The 25735-nt window shown below is 68.5% G+C and carries 29 protein-coding genes; 15 read left to right on the forward strand and 14 right to left on the reverse strand.

The genetic code is table 11. The features are described 5' to 3' along the window. The first annotated feature begins 41 nt into the window (after positions 1-41). The 5 genes from AB0I34_RS22680 (at position 42) to AB0I34_RS22700 (ending at position 7253) form a co-directional block, all read left to right on the forward strand. Positions 42-1484, forward strand: a complete 1443-nt coding sequence (locus AB0I34_RS22680) for an MFS transporter (RefSeq protein ID WP_360447938.1) — start codon at positions 42-44, stop codon at positions 1482-1484. After that, complete coding sequence (locus AB0I34_RS22685; RefSeq protein ID WP_360447940.1) at positions 1481-2014, forward strand: TetR family transcriptional regulator; 534 nt, start codon at positions 1481-1483, stop codon at positions 2012-2014. The genes AB0I34_RS22680 and AB0I34_RS22685 overlap by 4 nt, the downstream gene beginning before the upstream one ends. A gap of 188 nt (positions 2015-2202) precedes the next feature. Further along, the gene (gene metH / locus AB0I34_RS22690; protein ID WP_360447943.1) at positions 2203-5805 is read left to right on the forward strand and encodes a methionine synthase; all 3603 of its coding nucleotides are present in this window, start codon (positions 2203-2205) and stop codon (positions 5803-5805) included. Positions 5806-5824: 19 nt separating this feature from the next. Continuing rightward, a complete protein-coding gene (locus AB0I34_RS22695; RefSeq protein WP_360447945.1) occupies positions 5825-6301 on the forward strand; it encodes a GNAT family N-acetyltransferase in 477 nt (158 codons plus the stop codon). Between the two features lie 100 nt (positions 6302-6401). Beyond that, positions 6402-7253: an HAD family acid phosphatase gene (locus tag AB0I34_RS22700; RefSeq protein WP_360447947.1), complete on the forward strand. Its 852-nt coding sequence runs from the start codon at positions 6402-6404 to the stop codon at positions 7251-7253. On the opposite strand, the gene AB0I34_RS22705 is transcribed toward AB0I34_RS22700, so the two are convergent. Further along, the gene (locus tag AB0I34_RS22705; protein WP_360447951.1) at positions 7254-7919 is read right to left on the reverse strand and encodes a TetR family transcriptional regulator; all 666 of its coding nucleotides are present in this window, start codon (positions 7917-7919) and stop codon (positions 7254-7256) included. A 95-nt stretch (positions 7920-8014) separates the two neighbouring features. Between AB0I34_RS22705 and AB0I34_RS22710 the strand changes: the two genes are divergently transcribed. Together AB0I34_RS22710 and AB0I34_RS22715 are read left to right on the forward strand one after the other, a co-directional pair. Continuing rightward, complete coding sequence (locus AB0I34_RS22710) at positions 8015-8956, forward strand: SDR family oxidoreductase (protein ID WP_360447953.1); 942 nt, start codon at positions 8015-8017, stop codon at positions 8954-8956. Continuing rightward, positions 8953-9720: a class I SAM-dependent methyltransferase gene (locus AB0I34_RS22715; RefSeq protein WP_360447956.1), complete on the forward strand. Its 768-nt coding sequence runs from the start codon at positions 8953-8955 to the stop codon at positions 9718-9720. The genes AB0I34_RS22710 and AB0I34_RS22715 overlap by 4 nt, the downstream gene beginning before the upstream one ends. Here AB0I34_RS22715 and AB0I34_RS22720 read toward each other — a convergent pair. Beyond that, a complete protein-coding gene (locus AB0I34_RS22720; protein ID WP_360447959.1) occupies positions 9713-10240 on the reverse strand; it encodes a GNAT family protein in 528 nt (175 codons plus the stop codon). The two genes, AB0I34_RS22715 and AB0I34_RS22720, sit on opposite strands and share 8 nt — an antisense overlap. A gap of 60 nt (positions 10241-10300) precedes the next feature. Between AB0I34_RS22720 and AB0I34_RS22725 the strand changes: the two genes are divergently transcribed. After that, the gene (locus tag AB0I34_RS22725; protein ID WP_360447962.1) at positions 10301-10597 is read left to right on the forward strand and encodes a hypothetical protein; all 297 of its coding nucleotides are present in this window, start codon (positions 10301-10303) and stop codon (positions 10595-10597) included. On the opposite strand, the gene AB0I34_RS22730 is transcribed toward AB0I34_RS22725, so the two are convergent. After that, positions 10594-11136, reverse strand: a complete 543-nt coding sequence (locus tag AB0I34_RS22730; RefSeq protein ID WP_360447964.1) for a dihydrofolate reductase family protein — start codon at positions 11134-11136, stop codon at positions 10594-10596. The two genes, AB0I34_RS22725 and AB0I34_RS22730, sit on opposite strands and share 4 nt — an antisense overlap. 58 nt (positions 11137-11194) lie before the next feature. Continuing rightward, positions 11195-12667, reverse strand: a complete 1473-nt coding sequence (locus AB0I34_RS22735; protein WP_360447968.1) for a polysaccharide lyase 6 family protein — start codon at positions 12665-12667, stop codon at positions 11195-11197. Between the two features lie 228 nt (positions 12668-12895). Between AB0I34_RS22735 and AB0I34_RS22740 the strand changes: the two genes are divergently transcribed. Together AB0I34_RS22740 and AB0I34_RS22745 are read left to right on the forward strand one after the other, a co-directional pair. Beyond that, entirely contained in the window at positions 12896-13726 is an 831-nt protein-coding gene (locus tag AB0I34_RS22740; protein WP_360447970.1) for an SAM-dependent methyltransferase, read from the forward strand. Between the two features lie 160 nt (positions 13727-13886). Then, positions 13887-14783 (forward strand): DUF3800 domain-containing protein, encoded by an 897-nt coding sequence (locus AB0I34_RS22745; RefSeq protein WP_360447972.1) that lies wholly within the window; start codon positions 13887-13889, stop codon positions 14781-14783. 102 nt (positions 14784-14885) lie between these two features. Here the strand turns inward: AB0I34_RS22745 and AB0I34_RS22750 are convergent, their stop codons facing one another. After that, positions 14886-15650 (reverse strand): NAD(P)H-binding protein, encoded by a 765-nt coding sequence (locus AB0I34_RS22750; protein WP_360447975.1) that lies wholly within the window; start codon positions 15648-15650, stop codon positions 14886-14888. Positions 15651-15838: 188 nt separating this feature from the next. Beyond that, positions 15839-16741, reverse strand: a complete 903-nt coding sequence (locus tag AB0I34_RS22755; protein ID WP_360447977.1) for a phytanoyl-CoA dioxygenase family protein — start codon at positions 16739-16741, stop codon at positions 15839-15841. 142 nt (positions 16742-16883) lie between these two features. Between AB0I34_RS22755 and AB0I34_RS22760 the strand changes: the two genes are divergently transcribed. From AB0I34_RS22760 to AB0I34_RS22770, 3 genes are all read left to right on the forward strand, one after another. Further along, a complete protein-coding gene (locus tag AB0I34_RS22760) occupies positions 16884-17258 on the forward strand; it encodes a YciI family protein (protein ID WP_360447979.1) in 375 nt (124 codons plus the stop codon). Positions 17259-17260: 2 nt separating this feature from the next. Beyond that, positions 17261-17635, forward strand: coding sequence for a VOC family protein (locus AB0I34_RS22765; protein WP_360447981.1), 375 nt, complete (start codon positions 17261-17263; stop codon positions 17633-17635). Between the two features lie 122 nt (positions 17636-17757). Further along, the gene (locus tag AB0I34_RS22770; protein ID WP_360447983.1) at positions 17758-18357 is read left to right on the forward strand and encodes an adenylate kinase; all 600 of its coding nucleotides are present in this window, start codon (positions 17758-17760) and stop codon (positions 18355-18357) included. 45 nt (positions 18358-18402) lie between these two features. On the opposite strand, the gene AB0I34_RS22775 is transcribed toward AB0I34_RS22770, so the two are convergent. Further along, positions 18403-19035, reverse strand: coding sequence for a hemerythrin domain-containing protein (locus AB0I34_RS22775; protein WP_360447985.1), 633 nt, complete (start codon positions 19033-19035; stop codon positions 18403-18405). Between the two features lie 83 nt (positions 19036-19118). Here AB0I34_RS22775 and AB0I34_RS22780 point away from each other — a divergent pair, with 83 nt between their 5' ends. Beyond that, on the forward strand, positions 19119-20168 hold the full coding sequence (locus AB0I34_RS22780; RefSeq protein WP_360447988.1) for a biotin/lipoate A/B protein ligase family protein: 1050 nt from the start codon (positions 19119-19121) through the stop codon (positions 20166-20168). Here AB0I34_RS22780 and AB0I34_RS22785 read toward each other — a convergent pair. The 3 genes from AB0I34_RS22785 to AB0I34_RS22795 all read right to left on the reverse strand — a co-directional run bounded on the left by AB0I34_RS22785 (position 20152) and on the right by AB0I34_RS22795 (position 22010). Beyond that, complete coding sequence (locus AB0I34_RS22785; RefSeq protein ID WP_360447991.1) at positions 20152-20997, reverse strand: PhzF family phenazine biosynthesis isomerase; 846 nt, start codon at positions 20995-20997, stop codon at positions 20152-20154. The genes AB0I34_RS22780 and AB0I34_RS22785 overlap by 17 nt on opposite strands. Before the next feature lie 12 nt (positions 20998-21009). Further along, complete coding sequence (locus AB0I34_RS22790; RefSeq protein ID WP_360447993.1) at positions 21010-21639, reverse strand: dihydrofolate reductase family protein; 630 nt, start codon at positions 21637-21639, stop codon at positions 21010-21012. Positions 21640-21713: 74 nt separating this feature from the next. After that, on the reverse strand, positions 21714-22010 hold the full coding sequence (locus AB0I34_RS22795) for a hypothetical protein (protein ID WP_360447996.1): 297 nt from the start codon (positions 22008-22010) through the stop codon (positions 21714-21716). A gap of 149 nt (positions 22011-22159) precedes the next feature. Here AB0I34_RS22795 and AB0I34_RS22800 point away from each other — a divergent pair, with 149 nt between their 5' ends. Further along, the gene (locus AB0I34_RS22800; protein WP_360447999.1) at positions 22160-22549 is read left to right on the forward strand and encodes a VOC family protein; all 390 of its coding nucleotides are present in this window, start codon (positions 22160-22162) and stop codon (positions 22547-22549) included. A 12-nt stretch (positions 22550-22561) separates the two neighbouring features. Here AB0I34_RS22800 and AB0I34_RS22805 read toward each other — a convergent pair whose 3' ends face one another. From AB0I34_RS22805 to AB0I34_RS22820, 4 genes are all read right to left on the reverse strand, one after another. After that, positions 22562-23152, reverse strand: a complete 591-nt coding sequence (locus AB0I34_RS22805; protein WP_360448002.1) for a DUF1707 domain-containing protein — start codon at positions 23150-23152, stop codon at positions 22562-22564. Continuing rightward, the gene (locus AB0I34_RS22810; RefSeq protein ID WP_360448004.1) at positions 23149-23850 is read right to left on the reverse strand and encodes a PadR family transcriptional regulator; all 702 of its coding nucleotides are present in this window, start codon (positions 23848-23850) and stop codon (positions 23149-23151) included. Before AB0I34_RS22810 ends, AB0I34_RS22805 begins: the two co-directional genes overlap by 4 nt. 92 nt (positions 23851-23942) lie before the next feature. Then, the gene (locus AB0I34_RS22815; RefSeq protein ID WP_360448006.1) at positions 23943-24668 is read right to left on the reverse strand and encodes a DUF2993 domain-containing protein; all 726 of its coding nucleotides are present in this window, start codon (positions 24666-24668) and stop codon (positions 23943-23945) included. A 71-nt stretch (positions 24669-24739) separates the two neighbouring features. Further along, the gene (locus AB0I34_RS22820) at positions 24740-25687 is read right to left on the reverse strand and encodes an NAD-dependent epimerase/dehydratase family protein (protein WP_360448008.1); all 948 of its coding nucleotides are present in this window, start codon (positions 25685-25687) and stop codon (positions 24740-24742) included. Positions 25688-25735: the final 48 nt, after the last annotated feature.

Here is a 25735-nt window from a genome sequence, read left to right on the forward strand (position 1 = left end):
CTTGCTAAGTAAACGTGGGTTCACCGCCGTGAGGAAGTGCCTTGAGCGTTCGTCCTGCCGCCCGTCCGCGGCTGATTCTTGCCGCGCTCGCATCGTGTGGCGTTCTCGTCTCCGTCAGTCAGACCATCGTCGTACCGCTGCTGCCCGAGCTCCCCGGGATCACCCATAGTCCGGTTTCGGACGTGAGTTGGCTGATCACTGTGACTCTGCTCACCGGCGCGGTGTTCACCCCGCTGCTCGGCCGGGCCGGCGACATGTACGGCAAGCGCCGGGTGCTGCTGATCGCGCTGGGCTCCATGGTGATCGGCTCGTTGCTCTGCGCAAGTAGTTCGGACCTGACGGTGCTGATCGTCGGCCGCGCGTTCCAGGGTGCCGCGGTCGCCGTCGTACCGCTCGGCATCAGCATCCTGCGCGACGAGTTGCCACCGAGCCGGGTGATCCCGTCCATCGCGCTGATGAGCTCGACCCTCGGCGTCGGCGCGGCCTTCGGCATCCCGGCCGCGACCCTGGTCGTGCAGTACTCGAACTGGCACACCATGTTCTGGATCTGCGTCGGCATCGGCCTGTTCGACGTCCTCCTGGTACTGCTGATCGTCCCCGAGTCCGCGGTCCGGACCAGGGGACGCTTCGACGTACCCGGCGCCCTTGGACTGAGTGCGTTCCTCGTCTGTCTCCTGCTCGCCGTGTCGAAGAGCAGCACGTGGAGTACGACGACCGTCGTCGCCCTGTACGCCGTCGCCGTCGTGCTCGTGCCGTTGTGGGGAATCTTCGAACTCCGGACCCGCAGCCCGCTCGTGGACCTCCGGGTGTCCGCGCGCCCCGCCGTACTGTTCACCAACCTCGGTGCCCTGCTGATCGGCTTCTCGTTCTACGCCAACTCGCTGTCGACCGCGCAGCTGGTGCAGGAGCCGAAGTGGACCGGGTACGGCCTCGGCGCGTCGATCGTGGTGAGCGGGCTGTGCCTGCTGCCGGGCGGTGTCGCGATGGTTCTGCTGTCGCCGGTCTCGGCCCGGATCTCGTCCGCCCGCGGACCGCGGTTCACCCTGATCATCGCGTCGATCCTGATGGCGGCCGGGTACGTCGTCCGGCTCTTCACCAGCAGCAACATCGCGGGAATCGTCATCGGCGCGACCGTCGTCTCGGCCGGAACCGCGGTCGCGTACTCGGCACTTCCGGCCTTGATCATGCATGCTGTGCCGGTGACCGAAACGGCCGCGGCGAACGGCCTCAACACGCTGATGCGCACGATCGGCTCCGCGATCTGCAGCACGATCGTGGCGACCGTGCTGGCGAGCGTGACGATCGCCAAGGACGGCCAGGTCGCGCCCGCGTTGTCGGCGTACCTGATCGTGTTCGTCATCGCCGGGGTGGCCGCGGTGGTCGCGGCCGGTCTGGTGACGCTCATCCCGGCCCGGCGGCAGACGCCGGTCCACCTCGAGACCACGGCCAAGGCATCGGCGAGTACGACGGCGAGTACGACGTGACCGATCCGGGGCGGATCGCGATCCTGCGGGCAGCGCGACGGGCGTTCGCACTGCAGGACTACAACGCGGTCACGCTCCGCGGGATCGCCGCCGACGCGAACGTGAGCGCGGCGCTGATCGTCAAGCACTTCGGCAGCAAGGAAGCCCTGTTCGACCGGGTCGCCGACTTCAGTGAGGCCGCCGAGTTGCTGCTCGCCGCGCCCGACGAGGACCTCGGCCGGCACGCCGTGCTGACGCTGGTGAACTACCGCCGGACGAACGGCCTCGACCTCCTGGTCCGAGTGGTGTTCGCGGCCGGCAGCGGCAACGAGCGCGCCCTGATCCGCGAGCACTTCCGCGACCAGGTCACCCGCGGCTTCGCGGCCCGGCTCACCGGTGACGACATCGACATCCGGGCCGGCCTGATCACCGGCCAGCTCCTCGGCCTCGGCGCCGCCATGTCGATCGACAAGACCGGTCCGGTCGCCAGCGCCGAGCCGGACACGATCGCCGACCTCTACGCTCCCGGCATCCAGGCCCTGATCCACTGAGCGCGGCAAGGTCGTTTCCCGGACAGGTATCTCGCTATGTGGGCAATGACCCTGATTTCTGCGAACGACGCCGCTAACATGGGTCGGCCAGTCCGAGAGGCGCTGCAACGGACCGCCGGGTCCGCCACGCTCGACTGGTGGCTTCGACTGCAAGGGCGCCTCCGGAGTCACTCTGGAGGGGACGGCAGATGACGGAAACTGCGCTACGGGAGCTGCTGGATCAGCGGATCGCAGTGCTCGACGGCGCCTGGGGCACGATGCTGCAGGGCGCGAAGCTGAAGCCCGAGGACTACCAGGGCGACCGGTTCGGTGACCACACCCACGACGTCACGGGTGACCCCGACGTGCTCGCCCTGACACGGCCCGACGTCATCCTCGACGTCCACCGGCAGTACCTCGCGGCCGGCGCCGATATCACCACCACGAACACGTTCACCGCGACGAGCATCGGGCAGGCCGACTACGGCATGCAGGAGTACGTGCGCGAGATGAACATCGCCGCGGCGAAGCTCGCCCGGCAGGCCGCGGACGAGGCCGGTGGGCGGTTCGTTGCCGGCTCGATCGGCCCGCTGAACGTGACCTTGTCGCTGTCGCCGCGGGTCGAGGACCCGTCGTACCGCGCGGTGACGTTCGAGCAGGTGAAGGCCTCGTACGCCGAGCAGATCGCGGCGCTGGCCGAGGGCGGCGTGGACCTGCTGCTGATCGAGACCATCTTCGACACCCTGAACGCGAAGGCCGCCGTCACCGCGGCCCGCGAGGTCGCGCCGGAGCTGCCGCTGTGGATCTCGGTGACGATCGTGGACCTGAGCGGCCGGACCCTCTCGGGCCAGACGGTCGAGGCGTTCTGGAGCTCGGTCGAGCACGCCAAGCCGCTGGTCGTCGGCGTCAACTGCTCGCTCGGCGCTGCCGAGATGCGCCCGCACGTGGCGGACCTCGCGCGGTTCGCCGACACCTACGTCGCCTCGCACCCGAACGCCGGCCTACCGAACGCGTTCGGTGGGTACGACGAGACACCGGACCAGACGTCCGGAATGCTGCAGGAGTTCGCCGACTCCGGTCTCGTCAACATCGTCGGTGGCTGCTGCGGCACGACGCCTGCCCACATCGCGAAGATCGCCGAAGCGGTGCGCGATCTCCCGCCGCGGACCGTCGTACCGACCGACCACACCAGCCGGTTCTCCGGCCTCGAGCCGTTCAAGATCGGTGCGGACACCGGGTTCGTGATGATCGGCGAGCGGACCAACGTGACCGGCTCGGCGAAGTTCCGCCGGCTGATCGAGGGCGACAACCACCAGGCCGCGGTCGACGTGGCGCTGGAGCAGGTCCGCGGCGGCGCGAACCTGCTGGACGTGAACATGGACGCCGACCTGCTCGACAGCGAGCAGGCGATGACCACGTTCCTGAACCTGATCGCGACCGAGCCCGAGGTGGCCCGGATCCCGATCATGATCGACAGCTCGAAGTGGACGGTGCTCGAGGCCGGGCTGAAGTGTGTGCAGGGCAAGGGCGTGGTCAACTCGATCAGCCTGAAGGAGGGCGAGGAGGAGTTCCTCGACCGGGCCCGGCGGATTCGCGACTACGGCGCCGGCGCGGTGGTGATGGCCTTCGACGAGCAGGGCCAGGCCGACACCGTCGAGCGCAAGGTCGCGATCTGCGGCCGCGCGTACGACCTGCTCACCGGGATCGGCTTCCCGGCCGAGGACATCATCTTCGACCCGAACGTGCTCGCCGTCGCCACCGGCATGTCCGAGCACAACGGCTACGCGAAGAACTTCATCGACGCCCTGCCGCTGATCAAGGAACGCTGCCCGGGCGTGCACATCAGCGGCGGGATCTCGAACCTGTCGTTCTCGTTCCGTGGCAACGACATCGTCCGCGAGGCGATGCACTCGGCCTTCCTCTACCACGCGGGCAAGGTCGGCCTGGACATGGGAATCGTGAACGCCGGCCAGCTGGCCGTCTACGAGGACATCCCGAAGGATCTGCTCGAGCTGGTCGAGGACGTCATCTTCGACCGGCGCGACGACGCCACCGACCGGCTGGTCAGCTTCGCCGAGAACGTGAAGGGCAAGGGCACCAAGCGCGAGGTCGACCTGACCTGGCGCGAGGGCACCGTGCAGGAGCGGCTGTCGCACGCACTGGTGCACGGCATCGTCGACTTCATCGAGGAGGACACCGAGGAGGCGCGCAAACAGCTGCCCCGTCCGCTCGAGGTGATCGAGGGTCCGCTGATGGACGGCATGAAGATCGTCGGCGACCTGTTCGGCGCCGGCAAGATGTTCCTGCCGCAGGTGGTCAAGAGCGCCCGGGTGATGAAGCGCTCGGTCGCCTACCTGGAGCCGTTCATGGAGGCGGAGAAGGAGCAGGCCCGGCGGGAGGGCCGTGCCGAGATGGTGCGCGGCCAGGGCAAGGTCGTGCTGGCCACGGTCAAGGGCGACGTCCACGACATCGGCAAGAACATCGTCGGCGTCGTCCTCGGCTGCAACAACTACGAGGTGATCGACCTCGGCGTGATGGTGCCGGCGGCAAGGATCCTGGACACGGCCGTTGCCGAGGGCGCCGATGCCGTCGGGCTGTCCGGCCTGATCACGCCGTCGCTGGACGAGATGGTTGCCGTCGCCGCCGAGATGGAGCGGCGCGGACTGAAGCTCCCGTTGCTGATCGGTGGCGCGACCACGTCCAAGCAGCACACCGCGGTCCGGATCGCCCCGGCGTACGAGCAGACCACTGTGCACGTGCTGGATGCGTCCCGGGTGGTCGGTGTGGTCTCGGACCTGCTCGACGACGAGCGGTCACAAGAGCTTGCCCGTAGCAACAGTATTGAGCAGGAGCGGCTGCGCGAGCAGCACGCGAACAAGCAGCGCAGCCCGTTGCTCACGCTGGCCCAGGCGCGCGCGAACGCCGAGCCGGTCGAGTACGGCGAACTCCCGGTGCCCGCGTTCACCGGCCTGCGCCGAGTGTCGCCGGACCTGGAGACGCTGCGCGCGATGATCGACTGGCAGTTCCTGTTCCTGGCCTGGGAGTTGAAGGGCAAGTACCCCGCGATCCTGGACCAGCCGGTGGCGCGCGAACTGTTCGACGACGCGAACACGCTGCTGGACGAGATCGTTGCCAACGGCTCCTTCACGGCCGAGGGTGCGTACGGGTTCTGGCCGGCGCACAGCGAGGGTGACGACATCATCCTCGACGGCCTGGACGTGTCGTTCCCGATGCTGCGCCAGCAGACCGAGAAGCCGGCCGGACGGCACAACCGGTGCCTGGCCGACTATGTCGCGCCGTCCGGCGACCACCTCGGTGGGTTCGGGGTCGCGATCCACGGTGCCGAGGCGCTCGCGTCGTCGTACGAGGCGAAGAACGACGACTACCGGGCGATCATGGTGAAGGCCCTGGCCGACCGCCTGGCCGAGGCGTTCGCGGAGTGGATCCACCTGGAGGCGCGGCGGGCGTGGTTCGAGCCGGACGCCGAGCCGGTGCTGGAGGACCTGCACGCCGAGCGGTTCCGGGGTATCCGGCCGGCGCTCGGGTATCCGGCGAGCCCGGACCATTCCGAGAAGCAGGAGTTGTTCCACCTGCTCGAGGCGGAGAAGCTCGGCCTGGGCCTGACCGAGTCGTTCGCGATGACCCCGGCGGCCGCCGTCAGCGGTCTGATCTTCGCCAACCCGGCGTCGCGCTACTTCAGCGTCGGCCGCCTGGGCCGCGACCAGATCGAGGACTACGCCGTACGCCGCGGCCTGTCCGTCGAGGAGATCGAGCGCTGGCTGCGGCCGAACCTGGCCTACGACCCGGCGTGAACTCCCCTACAGTGACGGAATGACGGTCACCCTGCGCCCCGCCACCGCCGCCGACGTCGAGGCCGTTGCCGCGGTCTGGTACGCCGGTTGGGGTGACGGGCATCTGGGGCATGTGCCGGACGAACTGGTTGCGGTGCGGACCAAGGAGACGTTCTGGAGCCGTGCCGCGGAACGGGTGGCCGACACCACCGTCGCGGTGGTGGGGGACGAGGTCGCGGGGTTCGTGATGGTGACCGGGGACGAGGTCGAGCAGGTGTACGTCTCGCGCGACCACCGTGGTTCGGGAGTAGCCGGGACGCTACTCAGTGAAGCCGAGCGACAGGTGAAAGCCAACGGACACGGCGAAGCGTGGCTTGCCGTGGCCGCGGGCAACGCTCGGGCGCGACGCTTCTACGAGCGCGGTGGCTGGAGCGACGGGGGAGCCTTCGATTACCCCGCCACCGTGGGAGACCGTGCGATTCCGGTGCCGTGTCATCGGTACGTCAAGCAGGTCTGACGCGGAGGATTCCCCTGCACTTGGGGTGTACGGCGGGTGTATCGGCTCCGAATGGAGTTAGTTTGCCTTGGCAAGCGTTCCCGTTCCTGGAGAGGTCACCATGGCAATCCGTTCCTGGCGCCGGCCGTCGCGTCGGCTGGTTCTCACCGGCGTCGCCGCCGTCGCGCTCACGTCGGTCGTCGGCGGGGTCGCGTACTCGGCCGGGGCCGCCTCGCAGCAGCCGGCCATTCAGACGTCGACGCCGCGCACCGAGCGGCAGGTCACCAACATCGACGTACTGCGGCAGCAGTTGCGCAACTACTACGGCGATCCGCTCGGCACCGGTACGTTCGCGGCGGACAGCAACTACGCCAAGGAGGCCACGTCGGCGGCCGCGTCCGGCACGCGCTGGATCTCCGCGCCGCACCACACCAAGAAGACCAAGGCGATCCTGCTGGACGTCGACGACACCTCGCTGGCGACCTGGAACTACGAGATCTTCAGCAACTGGGCGTTCAACCCGGCCACCAATGCGGACTACGTGCTGAACCAGCGATTCCCCGCCGTACCGGGGATGGTCGACCTGGTGAAGACCGCGGAGCGGGAGGGCTACGCGATCTTCTTCCTGACCGGTCGCGGCACCGCGCAGGAGGCGGCGACGCTGGGCAACCTGACCGAGGACGGCGTCGGCATCGACGCCGGTTTCCCGAAGCCGACGACGTTGCGCGACGGCGAGGACGGCCTGTTCACCAAGCCGGCCGTGACCGACTACCCGGACTACCTGCAGCAGGCCTGTGCGAACGACCCGAACGGATCCTGTACGACGATCCACTACAAGTCCGCCACCCGGGCGCACATAGAGTCGCTCGGCTACGACATCGTCGCGAACTTCGGCGACCAGTTCTCCGACCTGAAGGGTGGGTTCGCCGACCGCACCGTCAAGCTGCCGAACCCGAACTACTACCTGCCGTAATCAGCGCGGCAGTACTCCTTCGAGAAGAGTCGTGACGTGCTGGCGCAGGGTGGGCTCGAACTCCATCCGCAGCGCCGAGATCGACGGATCCGCCTCGAAGGCGGCGAGCAGGGCCGGGGTGGGGTGGGCGTGCGTCCAGACCGCCCCGGCCAGCATGCTCGCCGGCGGGATGAAGCGCCGCGCGCCCGCTTCCCCCATCTCCGGTAGCGCGCCGACGGCCAGCTCGACCATCCGTTCGTAGCCGATCGCCGCCGCGCGCTTGAACGCGATCGCGGTGTCGGTCGAGATGTTGCGCTCCAGCACTGACGCCTGCGTGCTGATCAGATCGCAGAACACCGGACGCCCGGCCAGCGTGCTCACCACGGCATCCACCAGCAGTGCTGCCCGCTCAGCGAGCGGCGCGGCCGGCGGTACGGCGGCGAGCGCGGTCGCGAGGTCCTCCACCCAGGCCGCGAGCTCGGAGCTGTTGAGCTCGAGCAGGACAGCCTCCCGCGACTCGAAGTACTTCAGCACGTTCGACTTCGCCAGGCCGACGCGACGGCTCAGCTCGTTCAGGCTGACGTCGCTGACCGGCATCTCCGCCAGCATCGCCGCCGCGGTCGCCAGGATCGCCTGCCGCCGGACGGCCCGCTGCTCCTCGCTCCGGGCCCGCTGGAATGTCGTCACGCTCACAGTCTACAGACCGCTGGTCTGTTGTTATCGCACCGCCGGGCTGATAACGTCGAAGCCATAACAGACCATCAGTCTTTTATGGAGGAACGATGTACGTCGTACCCGACCAGACCGGCAGGCTCGCTGTCGTCACCGGCGCCAACAGCGGCACCGGCAAGGAGACCACCAAGCGTCTCGCCGCCGCCGGTGCGCGGGTGGTGATGGCGGTCCGGACCGTCGCCAAGGGCGAGGCCGCCCGGGCCGAGATCCTGGCCGAACACCCGGACGCCCAGCTCGAGGTACGGCGGATCGACCTCGCCGACCTGGCGTCGGTGCAGGAGTTCGCCGACAGCCTGAGCGCGGACGAGTCGCACCTCGACCTGCTGGTGAACAACGCCGGTGTGATGACGCCGCCGACCAGGAACCTCACCAAGGACGGGTTCGAGCTGCAGTTCGGCTCCAACTTTCTCGGCCCGTTCGCACTGACCGTGCGGCTGCTGCCGCTGGTGCTGGCCGCACCGGCCCCGCGGATCGCGACCATGAGCAGCGGGACGGCGAACTACGGCCGGATCCATTTCGACGACCTGCAGTGGGAACGTCGCTATCGCTCGAACCTGGCGTATGCGCAGTCGAAGCTCGCCGACCTGATGATGAGCAACCATCTGGCCAAGCTCGCCGCCGACCGTGGTTGGAACCTGCTCAGCGCCGCCGCGCACCCGGGCTTCACTCGGACCAACCTGCTGACGGCCGGCGCCTCGCTGGGTCGTGACCAGCTTCCGCTCGCCACCCGGATCGCGCACCGCCTCAACCCACTCCCGTCGCAAGGCGTTGAGATCGGCACCGAGCCGCTCCTGTTCGCGGCGACCAGCCCCGACGCCCAGTCCGGTGCGTACTACGGCCCGTCCAACTTCTTCGGCCTGGTCGGACCCACCAAACTCGCCGCCGCACCCAAGCGTTCCCTCGACGTCGAGGACAACGCCAGGCTCTGGTCCGTGGCCGAGCAGCTCACAGGTGTTGCGCTCCCGCATCACGGTCCTATCCTGCGCAAGTGACCCAGTGGTCGAGCGGTGAGATCTACGAGTCCTACGTGGGCCGATGGAGCCGGCTGGTCGCCGCCGACTTCGTGAGCTGGCTGGACCAGCCCACCGGCCTGCGCTGGCTCGACGTCGGCTGCGGCACCGGCGCATTGACCAGCACGATCCTGCGTACGGCGGGTCCAGCTTCGGTGCTCGGCGTCGACCCGTCGGCCGGCTTCATCGAGTACGCCCGGCAGCAGGTCCGTGACGAGCGTGCGAGCTTCGAGGTCAGATCGGCGACCGAACTGCCGGACGGCCCGTACGACGTGGTGGTCGCCGGGCTCGTTCTCAACTTCGTCCCGGAGCGGGCCGAGGCGCTGCGGCGGATGCGGGAGATCGGGTCGACGGTCGGCGCGTACGTCTGGGACTACGCCGAAGGCATGCAGCTGATGCGGAACTTCTTCGACGCGATGATCGAAGTACGTCCACAGGATCGCGAACACGATGAAGCGGTCCGCTTCCCGTTCTGTACGGCTGAGGGCCTCGAAGGACTGTTCACCGACGCTGGGTTCACCACGGTCAGCACGCGGGCGATCGTCGTACCGACGGAGTTCACGTCGTTCGACGACTACTGGCAGCCGTTCCTGGGTGGGCAGGGGCCGGCGCCGGCGTACCTGCGCGGCCTGGCCGAGCCGGATCAGGAGACGCTGCGGGAGGCGGTGCGCGCGCGGTTGCCGATCGAGGCGGACGGTTCGATCCGGCTGACCGCACGCGCGTGGGCCGCGAAGGCCGTCAGCTGAGGTAGTCGGATCGAAGCAGGCCGAAGAGGAGGTCGTCGGTCCACTCGCCCTTGAACCAGCTGTTCGACAGTCGCAGACCCTCTTGCCGGAAGCCGAGGCGTTCGAGCAGCCGGGCCGACGCCGTGTTGCGGGCGTCGCACTCGGCCGAGACGCGATGCAGATTGCGCTCGACGAACAGCTGGTCGAGGAGGCCGCGGACCGCCTCGGTCGCGTAGCCCTTGCCCTGGTGCTCGGGGGCCAGGGTGAAGCCGAGTTCGGCCTGCCTGAGGTTCTCGTGCAGGTTGAGGCCGATGTCGCCGATCAGTACGCCGTCCAGGTCGATGGCGTACTGGAACCAGCCTGGCTTCATCGGATCGCCGTCCGCGAAGTCCTCGACAGTCTTGAGCGCCTCGGCCGGCGGGAGTGGTGCGTCCCACGACTGGTAGCGCGCAACGTCCGGATCCGACCGGTACGCCGCGAACGCCTCCGCGTCCTCGGGGGTGAAGCGACGCAGGCTCAACCGCTCGGTGCGCACCAACATCCGGCCATCATGTCAAATCCGCTCCCTCAGCTCCGTCGTACCAGTGAGAGGAGAGCGCCGATGAAATTCCTGGTGATCCTGCAGGGCGACGGCGGGCAGCCGCTGCGCCGCGACGAGTTCGAACGAGCCGCGTACGACGCGGGCGAACTGGTCTGTGGTGAGGTGCTGGCCGACCCACAACTGGCCGTGCACATGCCCGATCGAGCGGCTCCGGCCGCCATCGACGCCTACTACCTGATCGACGTGGAGAGCCGCGAGCGGGCGGTCGAGCTCGCCCGCCTACTGCCGGACTCCCAGACCGCCGGGCGATCCGTCGAGATCCGCGCGGTGATGCACTCGACCGCCGCAGACTTCTAGCGCACCACCTTGAACCAGAGGTTGGTCGCGAGCTCGTTGCCGGTCACGCTCAGGCGTTCGAGGCCGACGGTTCGGCCGCCCGGCTGGTCGAACAGGCGGGTGCCGTCCCCGAGCATGACCGGGACGAACAGCAGCAGTACTTCGTCCAGTTCGCCGGCCTCGATGCACTGCTTGGCAACGTTCGCGCCGATCACGTTGACGTACTTGTCGCCGGCCGCCTCCCTCGCCATCGAGAGCGCCTTCGCGAACTCGTCGACGTACGTGACGCCCGGCTCGGGACCGTTCGGTGGGCGGTGCGTGAGCACGAACAGCGGGCCACTCCACCCGCCGCCGAATGCCTGGCCCTCGCCGGCTTCGCCTTTGTGCGGGTCGTCCCCGTCGTGCGACCGGCGCCCGGCCAGGATCGAGCCGATCCGGGGGATCAGTTCGTCGACCTCCGGGTTCGGGCCGAGGTACGGGCGCATCCACTGCATGTCGCCGTCCGGGCCGGTGATGAAGCCGTCGACCGACATCGTCACCGAATACAGCACCTTCGCCATGGGTCCTCCTGCTCGCTCGTTGGTTGGTTCCTGTTGAGACGAGCGAGCAGGAGAAAACTCATCGGGACGCCGGGCCCACGTCCGACGGAGTGAGCGGGCGGTTGATCGCAGAGGCCGTGCTGTACTCGTCGGCGCCGACATCCGCCCTGCCGGTGCGCGGCTGACCGTCGAGGTCCTTCGGCACATTCGGGTAGCTCTTGCTTGCGGCGTTGATCGCGGGACTCGAGGACGTCAGGCGGCGGATTCCGTCGGAGCCGGCCGCGAGCTTCGGGTCCTTGCGGGAGAATCCATCGACCGGGATGTTGCCGTCGGCCGCGGCGCCCCAGCAGAGGTTGCCGGACCACGCGATGCCGTCCAGGTAGGGCATCGACACCAACTGCTTGCCGGAGTCGCCGATCAGCAGATTGTCGGTGATCGAGCAGCCCAGTGGTGGCAGGGTCCGCTGCGACTCCCCGCTGATCGCCGTACCGCAGGCGAGGACGGTGTTGAGCGCGATCGTCACCCGGTCCGGGGCGTCGTTGCCTTGGCGGCTCTCCGGTGAGTCCTCCGGTTTGTGGTCGCGCACGCTGCCGCTGCCGAGAACGATTCCGGAGCCGCCGATCTGCTCGGTGTAGTTGTTCACGATCAGGTGATCGTTGCCGTAGATCCGGATTCCGTTGCTCCCGGCAAGGATGAAGTTGGCCTCGATCCGCGACCGGTTGCCGTGCCGGAGCACGATGCCGCCGAGGCTGTCGCGGATGGTGTTCTGCCGGATCGTGTTGCCGGACGACTTGACCGAGATCGCCTCCGGATCGCCGTTCGCACGCTCGAACAGATTCTGCTCGACCAGTGCGCCGGCGTCGCTCAGCGAGCGGCCGCTGAGGCCGAGCCGGATCGGTTCGCCGCCGTTGTCGCCGGCGAAGGTGTGGTCGGAGAAGTAGTTGCGGACGATCCGCACACCCTGCGCCATCCCGTCCGACCCCGGTCCCTCGACGCCGAGGAAGATCCCGAGCGTCGACTTCCCGTGGAAGTGGTTGCGTTCCACGGTGGTCGAGTCGCCGCGGACCATCAGCCAGTGCATCCCCTCGATGTCGGCGAGCTGAAGGTCATTGCGGCTGATCGTCACGTGGTGACAAGTGGTCGGGACCTCGAAGGTCGTCCGTTGCTTCAGCGTGAACCCGCTGACCGTCACGTACGACGAGTCGCCGAACACGAACCCACGATTCCCGGTCAGCGTCACGCCGCCGACGGTCTCGGCCCGGATCACGATCGGTGCGCCGCCGCTCCCGTGCCTGCCTTGGATCGCGATGGTCTCGTCGCCGGGAACGTCGTACGTGCCATTGGCAACCACGATCTCGGTGCCGGGGTGGGCTGCCGCGATCGCCTGCCGGAGTTCGTCGAGGGTTCGGGCCCGGACGGGCCGGGTGTGTGTCCGGGTGCCGGGACTGGCCGTCGCGGGCAGCGCGGTGGCTGGCAGTGCGGTGGCCGGCAGTGTGGCGGTGGCGGTCAGGCCGGCGCCGAGGGCGGTGGCCAGGAAGGTACGGCGATGCATGGCGTCCTCCGGGGGTGACTCGGGGCGGGATCCGGATGTGGCTGCCCAGTCTGTGGGCGGTCGACTGCGCTGGCAAGCGTTTGCCAACGAGGTGACCAGATCTCCCGTGGGGTGGGACGGATGGGGGCCGGGTTCCGCGCCACAGCCCCGGTGCGATCACGGCCGGTGGTGCCGGTAGCCTTCCGGCAATCGACCTTTTCGGATTCGGGAACGAGGTGGATCGGGGCCATGCCGGAGCGGAACGAGGCCCGCCAGGTGCTACTCGACCTCGACCTCCACCGGCCCTCCGAGGCCCGGCTCTACGACCTGTTCCTCGGCGGTAAGAACAGCTACGAAGTGGACCGCAGGCTGTTCCGGGAAGTCCTGGAGATCGCGCCCGAGGCACCGGACCTGGCCCGGGAGAACCGGCGCTGGCTGGGCGACGCGGTCCGCTGGATGATCAGCGACGGTGTGCGTCAGCTCCTCGACCTCGGTTGCGGCCTGCCGGCCGCGCCGAACACCCACGAAGTCGCACTGAAGGCCGATCCGCAGGCGAAGGTCGTGTACGTCGACAACGACCTGATGGCGATCTCACACGGTCAGGCGCTGCTCGCCGACGACCACAGCACGTTCTTCGCCGGCGCCGACCTGACCGACCCGGAGTCCGTGCTCGAGCATCCGGTCGTCACCGAGGCGCTCGACCTGAACCGGCCGGTCGGGATCATCCTCGGGCTGGTGCTGCACGCGATCCCGGACACCAGACAGGTTCGGCGGTTGGTCTCCGAATACCTGGCCGCGGTGCCGCCCGGGTCGTACCTGGCGATCACGCATCCGGTGAATTTCCGGAACGGCAGCCGGCTGGGCGAGTTCGCGACCGCGGTCGAGGACAAGCTGAAGGAGTCCTTCCCGGCCGTCACGTTCCGCGCTCCCGTGGAACTCGCCGAGATCGTGGCCGGTTTCGAGTTGATCGAGCCAGGTCTGGTCGACGACCTGACCGGGTGGTGGCCGCCCGCCGAGCAGAAGCTCGGCCCGACCGGCGCCGCCCTGCTGCTGTACGTCGCTCTCGCGCGCAAGCCCTGACAATTCACTGGTGGATCGACCCGGATCGCACCGATGATGGGTCACATGTCTGCTCAGGCTGCTGCTGCCGCTCACTGATCACGCGGTTTCCCGCCTGATCACGCCCGTCCACGCGACGGGCCCCTTCAGCGTGCAGTCCACCAGCCTTGGAGCTCTTCTCATGCACCCCACGTCATCATCGGCGTCGGTCGAGATCGCGTGTGACGAGTCGGGGTTCTCCGGGAGCAATCTCCTGGACCCCGAGTCGCCCGTGATCACCCACGCCAGTGTGGATCTCGACGTACCGGAGGCCGCCGAACTGGTCGCCATCCTGCAGTCCCGGTTCCGCCGTCGAGGGACCACGGAGTACAAGTCCAACCTGCTGCTCCGGCCCGAGCAGCGACCCGCGCTGGAGTGGTTCCTCACCACGCTGTGCGGGCACGCCCATGTCCATGTCATCGACAAGACGTCGTACGTCGCCGGGCGGGTGATCGAGTTGCTCGTCGACGAGCCGTCGTACGGCGACGGCACCCGGCTGGCCCGGGATCATGGGGAAGCCGTGGCGCGGTTCCGGGATCGGACCGACTTCCTGGACGCGTTCCTCACGATGACGCGGACCAAGCGACTGCGGCTGCTCGACCATGCCGCGATCGACCGGTTCTTCGCGTTGCTGCCGGCCGATGTGCCGGTTCTGCGCGAGGTGACGCGGGCGCGGGTCGAGGAGGTGCTGCTGCGGTTGATCGACGACGATCGTTCGATCCCGCCTCCGCTCGAACCGATGGTGCCCGCGGTGGCCGACACGGTGTTGTTCTGGAGCGCCGGGCAGCGGTCGGTCGCGGTGGTGCACGACGAGCAGAGCGCGCTCACCCGAGGTCGGATGGCGCGGCTCGGCGCCTACCTGGCCGAGGCCGTCGCGCCGGCACCGCCACCACTCCTCAGCCTCAAGCAGGTCGACTCCAGGCACGATCCGCGAGTACAGGCGGCAGACTTCCTGGCCGGCATCGCCCGCTGGCTCGCCACCGACCCGACGCCGGTCCCGGCCCTGACCGAGCTACTCGATCCGTACCTCCCCGTCTAGCGCCCGGGGTGGCCGGGGTGGGCGTGGATGGCGGGTTGTGTGCCGGCTGGCGGGTTGTTGGGCGCCAGCGGTGAAACAACCCGCCAGTGGTGGCGGCGGCGCTCAGGATTGCTCGGCGAGGAAGGCTTCCCAGGTGCGGTGGCCGGTGGTGGCGCCGGTCAGGGTCAGGTTTCCGCCGGCCCGGTAGACCTTGCCTGCCTTGCCTGGAGCGCGGACCGGCATCGACAACCGGTGCTTGCCGGTGGTGCGCAGGTAGTCGCGGGCGAGGTCGCCCAGGCTGTACACCTTCGGGCCGACCAGGTCCGGGACGAGGCCGGCCGGCTCGCCCAGCGCCAGCTCGACGAGCCGCGCCGCGACGTCGCGCCCGTCCACCGGCTGGAACCGCACGCCACCGGGGATCGGCAGCACCGGGAGCTTCGCCATCATGCGCGCGGTGTTCCAGGCGAAGTCGTGGACCTGCGCGACCCGCAGTACCGTCCACGGCACCGAGGACTCCCGCACGGCCTGTTCCGCGCCCAGCTTGGACTTGAAGTACGTCAGCGGGAGTTGATCCACCGCGGTCACCGAGATGTGCACCAGGTGTTTGACCCCGGCCCGCTCCGCAGCCCGCACGAGATTCCGCGTGCCGACGTCATCCCCCTTCGGCCCACCCGCGAGATGGATCACGACGTCCACGTCGTTCAGAGCGTCATCGATCCCGTCCCCCTGCAACAGGTCCGCCGCCACATGCTCGACCCCGTCGTCCTTGGGGTGTCGGCTCAGCACCCTGACCTTCCACCCCGCCTCCACCACCAACGGCACCACCAGCCGCCCCAACGTCCCGGTTCCACCCGTCACAAGCATCACGCCCACAGTTCCTCCACTCATCACGACCCACCTCCGGGCCCCACCCCTCTGACGTTCCCCGCGAGCCAGATGTGACGACCTCGCGGTCGCGCGGGTGCCGGCGGGTGGCGGGCAGTGTGCTGGCTGGCGGGTTATTTCCACGCCAGCGGCGAAACAACCCGCCAGTGGCCCCCGCGTCGTACAAGTGGGTGGTGTCGTCGGGGGCGCAACTAGGTTCGCCAAGGAGTGATGTCGAGCTTCGGGTAGCGCTGACTGATGCCGCTCAGGGTTTCGTCGGTCCAGAACGGATGGCCGGGTGCCGGGAATCCGAAGAGCTCGAGCTGGCGAGGAGTTGCGTTGTGGACGAACTCGTACCACGCCGGCTCGTGGCTGCGCGGCGCCCACGCGATGCGCTGGCCCCAATCGGCCTCAGCCGGCCGGTAGATGAGCTGCATCGAGTACCGCGCCCCGCGAGGCTTCCGCAGACCGGTGCCGCGGTGGAAGGTACGCGTGTTGAACGCGATCACCGTTCCTGCGGGCGCGGAGCCGGACTGCTCGGCGTCGTACAAGTGGGTGTTGTCGTCGGGGGAGACGAAGTCGCCTGCACCGCCGTTGCGTGGGTAGAAGTTCGGGTTCATCGGCAGGTCCGCGGTGTGGTCGTACGACACCAGGTGCGGCGGTCCGAGTTCCTCCGGGACGTCGACGAGGAAGACGAACAGCTCGAGGTGCTGGTAGCGATCCTCGGTGGATGGCACCAGGATCGTCTGGTTCAGGTAGTCGCGATGCAACTCCTGGTCGTACGTCGTGGCACCGGTGTACTTCGCCCAGGCCTCGGCCGACGAGAGTCGCAGATCTGTTTGTCCGAGCAGTGTCTCCGCGAGTCCGACGATCCTGGGGTGAACGGCGAGCAGGCTGAATGCGGTGCTGGCGAACGGAAACGCGTCGATTCCGTCGAACTCGTCGTCGACGTACCTGACGCGACGATCGTCCGTGCCGTCGTGGAATCCCTCGGGGGTCGGAAACATCGTCGGCAGGTCGCTGAGTGCCGGCGACAGTTCCTTGGCCGACAAGAACCCGGGCAGGATCACAAACCCGCGCGTTCGCCATTCGTTCACCACATCCCCGGCCAACATGCCGGCCAGCCTGCCGGTGCACTGACCTGGTGTGCAATCGGATTAGGCCAGACTCGGATGCGCAGGCAAATGTCGAGGGCTGATCTGGGGTTCCGACCTACGTGGTGATGGCGCACAGTGCGTCGTCGTGGAGGAGGTTGTGATGAAGTACCTGATTCTGATCTATTCGAACCCGGAGCCGTGGGGGCACCCGACGATCGACTTCACCGAGGTGGGGCGGGCGATCCCGGACGACGAGCGGGCGGCGATGCACAAGGAGTTCGAGGAGATGCTGGCCGAGATCTCGGCGTCGGGGGAGTTCGTGACGGCCGAGGCGTTGGGGGCGCCGACTGCGTCGACGATCTACCGGGTCGGCTCGAAGGGCCGCCGGGTGGCGACCGATGGGCCGTACGCCGAGACGAAGGAGCAACTCGCCGGCTTCTTCCTGATCGACGTCGCCTCCCGGGAACGGGCCGAGGAACTGGCGTCCCGCTTCGCCGGTCCCGGAGACACCGTCGAGTTGCGGCCGGTGATGTGACGATGCCCGCGATCCGCCTGAGCTCGCCGACGCTCAACTGCCCGAACGCCCTCGAACTGGCGGCGTTCTACGCGGAGATCACCGGTGGGCGGATCGCGTACTCCGACCACGTCTGGGCGACCATGGACGGGCCAGGGGGCCGGATCGACTTCCAGAGCGATCCGGCCCATGTCCCGCCCACCTGGCCGGAGCCGACGGTTCCGATCCAGTTCCACCTCGACTTCTACGTCGACGACCTGGATGCCGCCGCGTCCCAGGTCCTGGCCGCGGGGGCCACCAAGTACTCCCACCAGCCCAACTCCGACCACTGCCTGGTCTTCGCGGACCCGGCCGGTCACCCCTTCTGTCTGTCCACCTGGGACATGCTCAATCGGTGACTCGGGTCACGGCTGCGGGTCTCGCTGGGATCTCGCTCAGCGAGACGTGACGTACGACGTACCGCCAAGCGTCCGGCTCGCCTACCCTGATTGAACTTACCGAGAGTCAGGAGGGGCGAGCTGTGACGACTGTCGTCCTGATGGGTCCGCCGGGTGCCGGGAAGGGCACGCACGCCGACATGCTCGCCGAGCAAGCCGCCGTACCGGCCATCTCGACCGGCGACATCTTCCGCGCCCAGGTCGCCGCCGGGACGGACCTCGGCCGGAGAGCCCAGCAGTATCTCGACTCCGGTGCGTACGTGCCCGACGACGTGACGATCGCGATGGTCCGCGAGCGGCTGGCCGAGGACGACGCCCGGCCGGGCTTCCTCCTCGACGGCTACCCGCGCACCCTCGAACAGGCCGCCGTACTCGACGAGCTCCTCACCACGCAGGAACGCCGACTCGACGCGGTCGTCGTCCTGCGGGTCGACCAGGAGGTCCTGGTACGGCGTCTGCTCCGGCGAGCCGAGATCGAGCACCGCTCCGACGACACCGAGGACGTGATCCGGCGCCGCCTCAAGGTGTACGCCGACCACACCGTCCCGCTGATCGAGCTGTACGGCGACCGCGGCCTGGTGCACGAGGTCGACGGCGATGGCGAGGTCGCCGAGGTCCGCGAACGAGTCCTCCAGGTCGCCTACCGCCTCACCCTGGCCGAACGCCCCATCCCGGGTGTCTGAACAGCCGCGCCTGTTCGAGCGCGCGGCTGTTCCGTCTTGTCGAGGTCAGCTGCGCCAGACCGGGGCGACCGACTTGCGGTAGTTGCGGCCGAAGACGCCGCTGATGATGGTGAGGACGGGCTTCGGGACCGTGCCGGTGATGGCGGCGGTCTCGTCGGGGGCGGCGCCGTCGAGGGCCCAGGCGAAGAACGTACCGCCTTGCGCCGGGCTGACCTTGGCGAACTGCCGGCCCATCGCCTTCATCTCGGCGGTGTCCTGCTTCTCCAGGTACACCCCCTCGATCTCCGACTCCTCGTGATCCATATGCAGCACGGTCACCCGCTGCAGCTCCTGCATCGCGGTCAGTGCGGTCGCCGCATCCTCGGCGCTCGCGGTACGGCGAAGGGACGCGATCGCCTCGCGGGCCTTGGCCAACGCGGTCGCCATCGTGTCGTGCTCGGCGTCCATCTGGGTCAGCAGATCGCGGCTCACCCCGACCGATTCCAAGGCCGGCCAGGCGATGTCGTGCTCACCTTCGTGATGGCGGGTCAACTGTTCGTCGAAGTTCGCCCATGCCGTCGCGAGCTGCTCGGCCCGCAGCTGATCCCCCGCGGAAAACGCCCCCAACGCGTCGACGAACCGCTGCAGATCCCGGCGGAACGCCGCGTGAATCGCTTTGTTCATGCTCATCTCAGCCATAGCTCGGAGTGTAGGGTCAAGCGCGCTTGAAGTGGGGGAGTCGGCCGGGAACATCTTCCGGCGTTCACCGGTTGTGGCTGGATATGCATGGTGAGTACAAGGTTCCGGGCGGCAAGCTGGTTGTTGCCGATCTGGAGGTGGTCGACGATCACGTCCGGCGGGCGCAGCTCAGTGGGGACTTCTTCCTCGAGCCCGACGATGCGCTGGAGCGGATCAACGGTGCTCTTGCCGGTCTCCCGATCGCCACGCCCGCGGCCCAGGTGGCTGCTCGTGTGCGCGCCGTACTGGGGGATGGGGTCGAGATGCTCGGGTTCTCGCCCGAGGCCGTGGCCGTCGCCGTACGGCGGGCGCTGACGGGCGCGACCGGTTGGCGCGATCACCTGTGGGAGTTCGTCCACGACGTACCGCGGGAGCCCGCGCTACAGATGGCGCTCGACGAGGTGCTGGCCGAGCAGGTCGGTTCCGGTGAGCGGGCGCCGACGCTGCGGGTCTGGGAGTGGGCGTCGAACGCGGTCATCATCGGCAGCTTCCAGTCCCTGCGCAACGAGGTCGACCTGGAGGGCGCGGCCAAGCACGACGTGACAGTGGTACGGCGGATCAGCGGCGGCGGAGCCATGTTCGTTGAACCAGGCAACACGATCACGTACTCGCTCTACGTCCCCGAGTCACTCGTCTCCGGGCTGTCGTTCATCGAGTCGTACGCGTTCCTCGACGACTGGGTGATCGGCGCGCTGAACGATCTCGGCATCGCGGCGACGTACCAGCCGATCAACGACATCACCTCGCCGGCCGGCAAGATCGCCGGCGCCGCGCAGAAGCGGTTCGCCGGTGGCGCCGTCCTGCATCACGTCACGATGGCCTACGACATGGACGCCGGGAAGATGCTCGAGGTACTGCGGATCGGCCGCGAGAAACTGTCCGACAAGGGAACGACGAGCGCCAACAAACGGGTCGATCCACTGCGCAGCCAGACCGGCCTCGACCGCGCGGAGGTGATCGACCGGATGGCCGCGTCCTTCGGCAACCGCTATGGCCTCAAGCCGGGCAGCATCGACAAGGCCACAGTGGACCTCGCCGAAGAGCGCGTCACCGCCAAGTTCGGCACCGAGGAGTGGCTCACCCGAGTCCCGTGATCGGTACTGCGTTTCCGCTCACCCGGACTCTCGTGTCGTCGGCGCGCAGTTCAACCTGGATGCGGCTCGGGCGACCGAGATCATCACCCTGGTGCAGTGTGAGCACGACCGGCGGTTCGACGAGCCCGCGCTCGCGTAGGTAGGCGCCGAACGCCGCGGCCGCCGCCCCGGTCGCCGGGTCCTCGACCACGCCACCGACCGGGAACGGATCGCGCACGTGGAACACAGTCGCGGACTCGCGCCACACCAACTGCAGCGTGGTCAGATCCCGCTGCAGCATGTAGGCGAGCAGCCGATCGAAGTCGTAGTTCAAGTCGGCCAGTCGTTGCCTGGTCGACGTACTCACGATGAGATGCCGCGCCCCGGCGTACCCGATCGCCGGCGGCAACGCGGGATCGAGCTCGTCCTCATGCCAGTCGAGGATCTCGAGTACGTCGCTGATGTCGTCGATCTCCTCGACATGCGGCTCGACGCTGGTCAGCGTGGCCCGCAGTCCGTCCGGTGACTCCTCGACCACGACCGGCACGAGCCCGGCCTGGGTCGAGAAGACGAGCTCACCGGGACCGATCCGCTCGGCCAGCGCGACCGCGGTGGCCACGGTCGCGTGCCCACAGAACGGCACCTCCGCCCTGGGGGAGAAGTAGCGGACCGGGATCACCCCATCGCGACCTTCGGAACCGCTGGTCAGGAAGGCGGACTCGGAGTACCCGACGTCCGCGGCGATCGCCTGCATCTCGGCGTACGTGAGCCTGCTCGCGTCGAGCACCACCCCGGCCGGATTGCCGCCGGCCGGGTCGGACGTGAACGCCGTGTACCGCAGCACTGTCATGCGGTCATCCAATCACTGACGCTCCAGCCGGACGAAGGTCGCGCTCGGGTCACTGACCGTCTCGGTCACCTGGAACGCGCCCAACGCGTCGGCCACGCCGTCGAACAGGCGCTCGCCGGCGCCCGCCAGGATCGGCGCGACGACGAGGTTGAGCTCGTCGATCAGACCGGCCCGCAGGTACTGCTGGACCGTGTGGGCGCCACCGGCGATGACCACGTCGCGGCCATCGGCGGCCTTCAGCGCGCGCTCCAGCACGACCTCGATCGGCTCGTCGGTGAAGTGGAACGTCGTACCGCCCTCCATCGGGATCGACGGCCGCAGGTGGTGGGTGAGGACGAAGGTGTCGTGATGGTACGGCGGGTTGTCGCCCCACCAGCCGGTCCACGACTCGTCCTCCCACGCACCACGCTGCGGGCCGAACATGTTCCGTCCCATGATCGTGGCGCCGACACCATCGGCGTACCCGTCGATCCGGTCCGCCCCGAGCCCGCTCTTGCCGGCGGCCTGGTCCTGCTGCGCGACCTCCATCCAGTCGTGCAACTTGTCCATGCCGTCGCCGAACGGCGCGTCCAGCCGCTGACCCGGGCCGGCCGCGATCCCGTCGAGGGTGATCGTGAAGTTGTGGACCCGAACCCTTGCCATGACAATCTCCTCAGTCCGTGTGCGGTTCTGCTTGCACCCCCAGGTCGGAACTGCCCCGACCGTCTTGACACGGCTCAGTCTGTCCAATCCAGCTGGACCCCCGGAATCCCCAACGCCCGCCCAAATTCCTGTGCCTCGGCCCGCGCCGCCGTGTCACCGCGTTCGTAGCGGAACACGCGGCCCGGGAAGACAACGAACACCTCCCGAGCGTCATGGAAGTCGGCGTACCACCCCGGCTGGTCCAACGCCCCGGCCAGTGTCTCCGCCAGCACCTCGACCCGCTCGTCCTCGACCCCGAACTCCAGCACCGACCACACCGCCGCCTGACTCGGCGTCGCACTCGCCACGGCGTACCGACTGATCTTCCGCACGACCAGCGGCACCTCCGAAATCTCCACCCCAACCCGCAAACTCTCCAAAATCAACGCACCCTCGAACACCCAGCCTCCTCCCAACTCCTGCCCAGGAGGCTAGGCGGACCCGCCGACAGTTCCTGATAGGACGCGTCTAGCGTGGGGTGGTGGAGCGGATCGGGTATGTCATTTTGTACGTCGAGGATCTCGGGGCGTCGGTGGAGTTCTATCGGGACGTGATCGGGTTGCCGTACAAGTTCACCGATGCGGGGTATGCGGAGTTCGGCACCGAGGGGACGCGGTTCGCGTTGTTCGAGCGACGGCGCGCGGAGTGGTTGACCGGGCGGACGGTCTCGCCGGGGGCGGCCGGCGAGGTGGTGCTGATGGTCGACGACGTGGACGCGTGGGCCGATCGGCTCGCGGCCCGCGGAGTCGAGGTGCTCAGCGGGCCGGCCGATCGGCCATGGGGGCACCGGACCGCGCATGTCGCGGATCCGGACGGGTTCGTGGTCGAGTTCGCCCAGGAGATCCCGCGCCTGCGCGGCCGCCGCGTCTGAAGTTGGTCTGTGTCAGCGGTGCCGGTTCTGGTACTGCCAGCGGCGGCGGTGCGCTCCGCTGATCAGGATGATCCAGAACATGCCCCACACCAGCCACGGCGCGGCCAAGGTGATCGCGGTGATCACCAGCGCGATCATCAGGATCGGGGCGAGCATCACGAACGGCGGCGGACCTTGGCGCCGCCGCGGCTTGGCGGTCCGCGGCGACCACGGTCCCTGCGCGACCTCGAGGCCGGCCGGGTCCGGGAGGTCGTCGAACAGTGGCTCGAGGTCGTCGGCGTACCGCGCCCGGGTCGCCTGCTCGCTGCGCTCCTCGAACTCGGTCTGCGTCAGCCGGCCCGCAACGAAGTGGTCGCTGAGCACGGCCACGGCCTGGTCGCGTTCGGTGTCGCCGATCCGGAGCGGGCCGCGGCGCCGCTCCGGCGTACGGTCGGCGGCCTCGCGCCGATCGTCCTCGCGGGGATCCAGCTTGCCCCAGTCCGGTCCGCCCCAGTCGGGTCCACGCCAGTCGCGGTCTTGCCAGTCGTGGCGGCGGCGGTTGCGGCCGCGCCGGTCGGTGTCGCGCGAGTCGGGATCGCGCCATTGCGGCAGTGGCGAGCTCATGACCGGTCCTGCTCGTCGTCCGGTCGCTCGTCGGCGAGGATCCCGTACAACTTCCGCCGCAGCTCGGCCAGCGCGTCCTTCGCCCGCGTCTGCTGCTCCGGCGTACCGGTCGCGAGGATCTGCCACATCGCCGTCGCCACCTGGCCGAGCAGCGGCTTCAGCCCGTTCTCGTCGTCGTCGCTCGGTGCGCTCATCGCCTCCCAGGGCGCGGACACCTCGTCGGAGTGCTCAGCGACGTACGCGCGTCCCTCGTCGGTCAGCGTGAAGGTACGGCGGCCGACCTCGGCGTCGGCGGTGACCAGGCCCTCGTCCTCGAGCTGCTGCAGGGTCGGGTAGATCGACCCCGGGCTGGGCTTCCACACCCCGCCGCTGCGCTCGGCGATCTCCTGGATGATCTGGTAACCGTTCATCGGCTGCTCGGCCAGTACGGCGAGGATCGCGGCGCGGACGTCGCCGCGCCGTGCCTTCGGCCCACGCCAGCGCGGCGGCGGACCCCACGGCGGGCCGAACATCTGGCCACCGCCGCCGAACATCCCCCACTGTCCGGAGAACGGCTGGTGGTGTCCGCGGTGACCGCGCCGCCCGGTCATGGCCGCGTGCAGTTCGTCCTTGATGTCGTCGAACACTGCGTCGAACGATGAGCAGTGCTGTGCGAGTTTCTGCCACGGCCAGCCCGCCGCGTACGTCGATCCGGTCATCCCGACCACCCGTCCCTCAGGAGAGAATGCGATACGTCGACGATATATCGCGACACATCGCAACCCAAGGGGATCGAGCCCGGGGACTTGGCTCAGGACGTGAGCTTGAGATCCGCCACCGCGGCGACCAGCAGCAGCGAGTCACCCTCGACGGACACCTGCTTCAAGGATGCGTCGAACGGAAGCTGTGGAAAAGTCAATCCACGGGCCAGTTGGGACTTCACCGCGTTGCGCACCACCGACGGGATGGAGTCGGACATGTCCTCGACGCCCAGCGCGATCCGGCGGCCCTTCACCTGCGGGGTGACGGCCACGTCCGCGTTCAGGCCGCCGACGGTCAGCCGCGCGTGCAGTTTGCCGTCGACGATGCGGAAGCTGAGACCCTTGATGTTGGTGGTGCGGGCGGCCAGCTTGGTCAGCTCGTCCGGCGAAAGGTGCACCCGCATGGCGGTCGAGTCGACGGTGACCGCCGTACCGGGCTTCTGCTCGAGCAGAGCTCGCGGCACGTGCACGCCGGACATCTCCACCACGAGATCCTCAGCGGCGACGTCGTTCGAGAAGGTCGGTTGCTTCATCGTCAGCGTGACCGAGGAGAACTTCTCCTTGACCAACTGTGGGAGGAATCCGAAGCCGCCCACCTCGACGGATGTGTCGGTGGCCTCCACGTCGTAGTTCGCCGCCTGGTTCTCGGCCATCGTGGCCAGCCGGTTCTCGGCGGCCCACTCCGCCGCCCGGTCGACCGCGACCGCCAGTACGCCCAGCACGATCACCGTCACCACCAACCGCCGCAACCAGCGGCCCGGTCCTCTGGATCTCATTCCTGCCCTTCCCGACAACGGCGGAACCCGTCGATCCGCACAGCTTAGTGGCCGACGTTCAGGACGCGGATTCAGTTGGCGTTGGCGGCGATGGTTTCGCGCAGTGCGTCGTCCGTCGCTGTGGGTTTGATGCCAAAGGCAACAGTTGCGGCGGTGGAGTCGACGACGAACGGGCGACGCCACTGGTACTGCGTTTCGATCATTTCGCGAGCGTCCGGGTTGAAGAGTCCGCCGATGCGCAGTGCGATGGTCGGCATCGCGGAGATCCGGGCGGCCGGTGCTCCGGCGAGCTCGGCCGTGCGGGTGGCGAGAGCGCGGATCGACATCGGTTCCGGTGTCGGGACGTGCCACGCTCGTCCCCAGGCGGCCTCGTCCGCGGCAGCCGCGACGAGGGTCTGGGCGACATCGCCGACGTACGTCCAGCTGTGGGGCGCATCGAGGTCGGCGGGCGCCGAAGCGCGCTTGCCTTGCAGCACCTTGGGCAGCACCAGAATGCTGAACGGCGAGGCCGCGCCGGCGCCGAGGTAGTCCGAGCCGCGCACCTCGGTCGTCCGGATCCGGCCCGCCTGATGTGCCGCCAGCGCGTCGGTCCAGAGCTTGGCCCGGACCTGTCCCTTGACGGAGTTGGGCCGCAGGGGAGTGTCCTCGGTGATCGGCCCGTCGACCTGGCCGTAGGCATACAGGTTGCCGGTCGTCACCAACACGGCCCCGCTGACCTCGGCCGCATGCACCAAGGCGGCTCCCAGCGGAGGCCAGTCAGTCGACCATCGGTGGTACGCCGGGCCCGCGCACGAGTACAGCGCCACTGCGCCTTCTGTGTGCCGCGCCAGGGCTTCGGCGTCACTCGCGTCTGCCGCAACTCGCTCGATCTGTGCCGTCTCGTCGTTCTCCTGAGAAGGGCTGGGCTGGGGAGCGCGACCGCTGCGGGTGATGAGGCGGACCTGTTCACCCCTGGCAGCGAGCAACCGAGCCGTGGCCGAGCCGACCGGACCGGCGCCGACAACGACATGCAGAGACATGCGGACAACCCTTCATCATGAAGCGGGCGAGAACAGTGTTCTCTAATG

Origin of the sequence: Kribbella sp. NPDC050281 (assembly GCF_040655855.1) — a bacterium.
Lineage (GTDB): Bacteria > Actinomycetota > Actinomycetes > Propionibacteriales > Kribbellaceae > Kribbella.

Excerpts from the sequence above, each read along its gene's own strand:
- AB0I34_RS22725 (WP_360447962.1), top strand. The coding sequence starts at position 10,301 with ATGAAATTCCTGGTGATCCTGCAGGGCGACGGCGGGCAGCCGCTGCGC.
- AB0I34_RS22720 (WP_360447959.1), bottom strand. The coding sequence starts at position 10,240 with ATGTTGGTGCGCACCGAGCGGTTGAGCCTGCGTCGCTTCACCCCCGAG.
- AB0I34_RS22700 (WP_360447947.1), top strand. The coding sequence starts at position 6,402 with ATGGCAATCCGTTCCTGGCGCCGGCCGTCGCGTCGGCTGGTTCTCACC.
- AB0I34_RS22755 (WP_360447977.1), bottom strand. The coding sequence starts at position 16,741 with ATGTTGGCCGGGGATGTGGTGAACGAATGGCGAACGCGCGGGTTTGTG.
- AB0I34_RS22765 (WP_360447981.1), top strand. The coding sequence starts at position 17,261 with ATGCCCGCGATCCGCCTGAGCTCGCCGACGCTCAACTGCCCGAACGCC.
- AB0I34_RS22775 (WP_360447985.1), bottom strand. The coding sequence starts at position 19,035 with ATGGCTGAGATGAGCATGAACAAAGCGATTCACGCGGCGTTCCGCCGG.
- AB0I34_RS22780 (WP_360447988.1), top strand. The coding sequence starts at position 19,119 with ATGCATGGTGAGTACAAGGTTCCGGGCGGCAAGCTGGTTGTTGCCGAT.
- AB0I34_RS22745 (WP_360447972.1), top strand. The coding sequence starts at position 13,887 with ATGCACCCCACGTCATCATCGGCGTCGGTCGAGATCGCGTGTGACGAG.
- AB0I34_RS22805 (WP_360448002.1), bottom strand. The coding sequence starts at position 23,152 with ATGAGCTCGCCACTGCCGCAATGGCGCGATCCCGACTCGCGCGACACC.
- AB0I34_RS22740 (WP_360447970.1), top strand. The coding sequence starts at position 12,896 with ATGCCGGAGCGGAACGAGGCCCGCCAGGTGCTACTCGACCTCGACCTC.
- AB0I34_RS22710 (WP_360447953.1), top strand. The coding sequence starts at position 8,015 with ATGTACGTCGTACCCGACCAGACCGGCAGGCTCGCTGTCGTCACCGGC.
- metH (WP_360447943.1), top strand. The coding sequence starts at position 2,203 with ATGACGGAAACTGCGCTACGGGAGCTGCTGGATCAGCGGATCGCAGTG.
- AB0I34_RS22760 (WP_360447979.1), top strand. The coding sequence starts at position 16,884 with ATGAAGTACCTGATTCTGATCTATTCGAACCCGGAGCCGTGGGGGCAC.
- AB0I34_RS22695 (WP_360447945.1), top strand. The coding sequence starts at position 5,825 with ATGACGGTCACCCTGCGCCCCGCCACCGCCGCCGACGTCGAGGCCGTT.
- AB0I34_RS22735 (WP_360447968.1), bottom strand. The coding sequence starts at position 12,667 with ATGCATCGCCGTACCTTCCTGGCCACCGCCCTCGGCGCCGGCCTGACC.
- AB0I34_RS22820 (WP_360448008.1), bottom strand. The coding sequence starts at position 25,687 with ATGTCTCTGCATGTCGTTGTCGGCGCCGGTCCGGTCGGCTCGGCCACG.
- AB0I34_RS22790 (WP_360447993.1), bottom strand. The coding sequence starts at position 21,639 with ATGGCAAGGGTTCGGGTCCACAACTTCACGATCACCCTCGACGGGATC.
- AB0I34_RS22730 (WP_360447964.1), bottom strand. The coding sequence starts at position 11,136 with ATGGCGAAGGTGCTGTATTCGGTGACGATGTCGGTCGACGGCTTCATC.
- AB0I34_RS22785 (WP_360447991.1), bottom strand. The coding sequence starts at position 20,997 with ATGACAGTGCTGCGGTACACGGCGTTCACGTCCGACCCGGCCGGCGGC.
- AB0I34_RS22810 (WP_360448004.1), bottom strand. The coding sequence starts at position 23,850 with ATGACCGGATCGACGTACGCGGCGGGCTGGCCGTGGCAGAAACTCGCA.
- AB0I34_RS22815 (WP_360448006.1), bottom strand. The coding sequence starts at position 24,668 with ATGAGATCCAGAGGACCGGGCCGCTGGTTGCGGCGGTTGGTGGTGACG.
- AB0I34_RS22750 (WP_360447975.1), bottom strand. The coding sequence starts at position 15,650 with ATGAGTGGAGGAACTGTGGGCGTGATGCTTGTGACGGGTGGAACCGGG.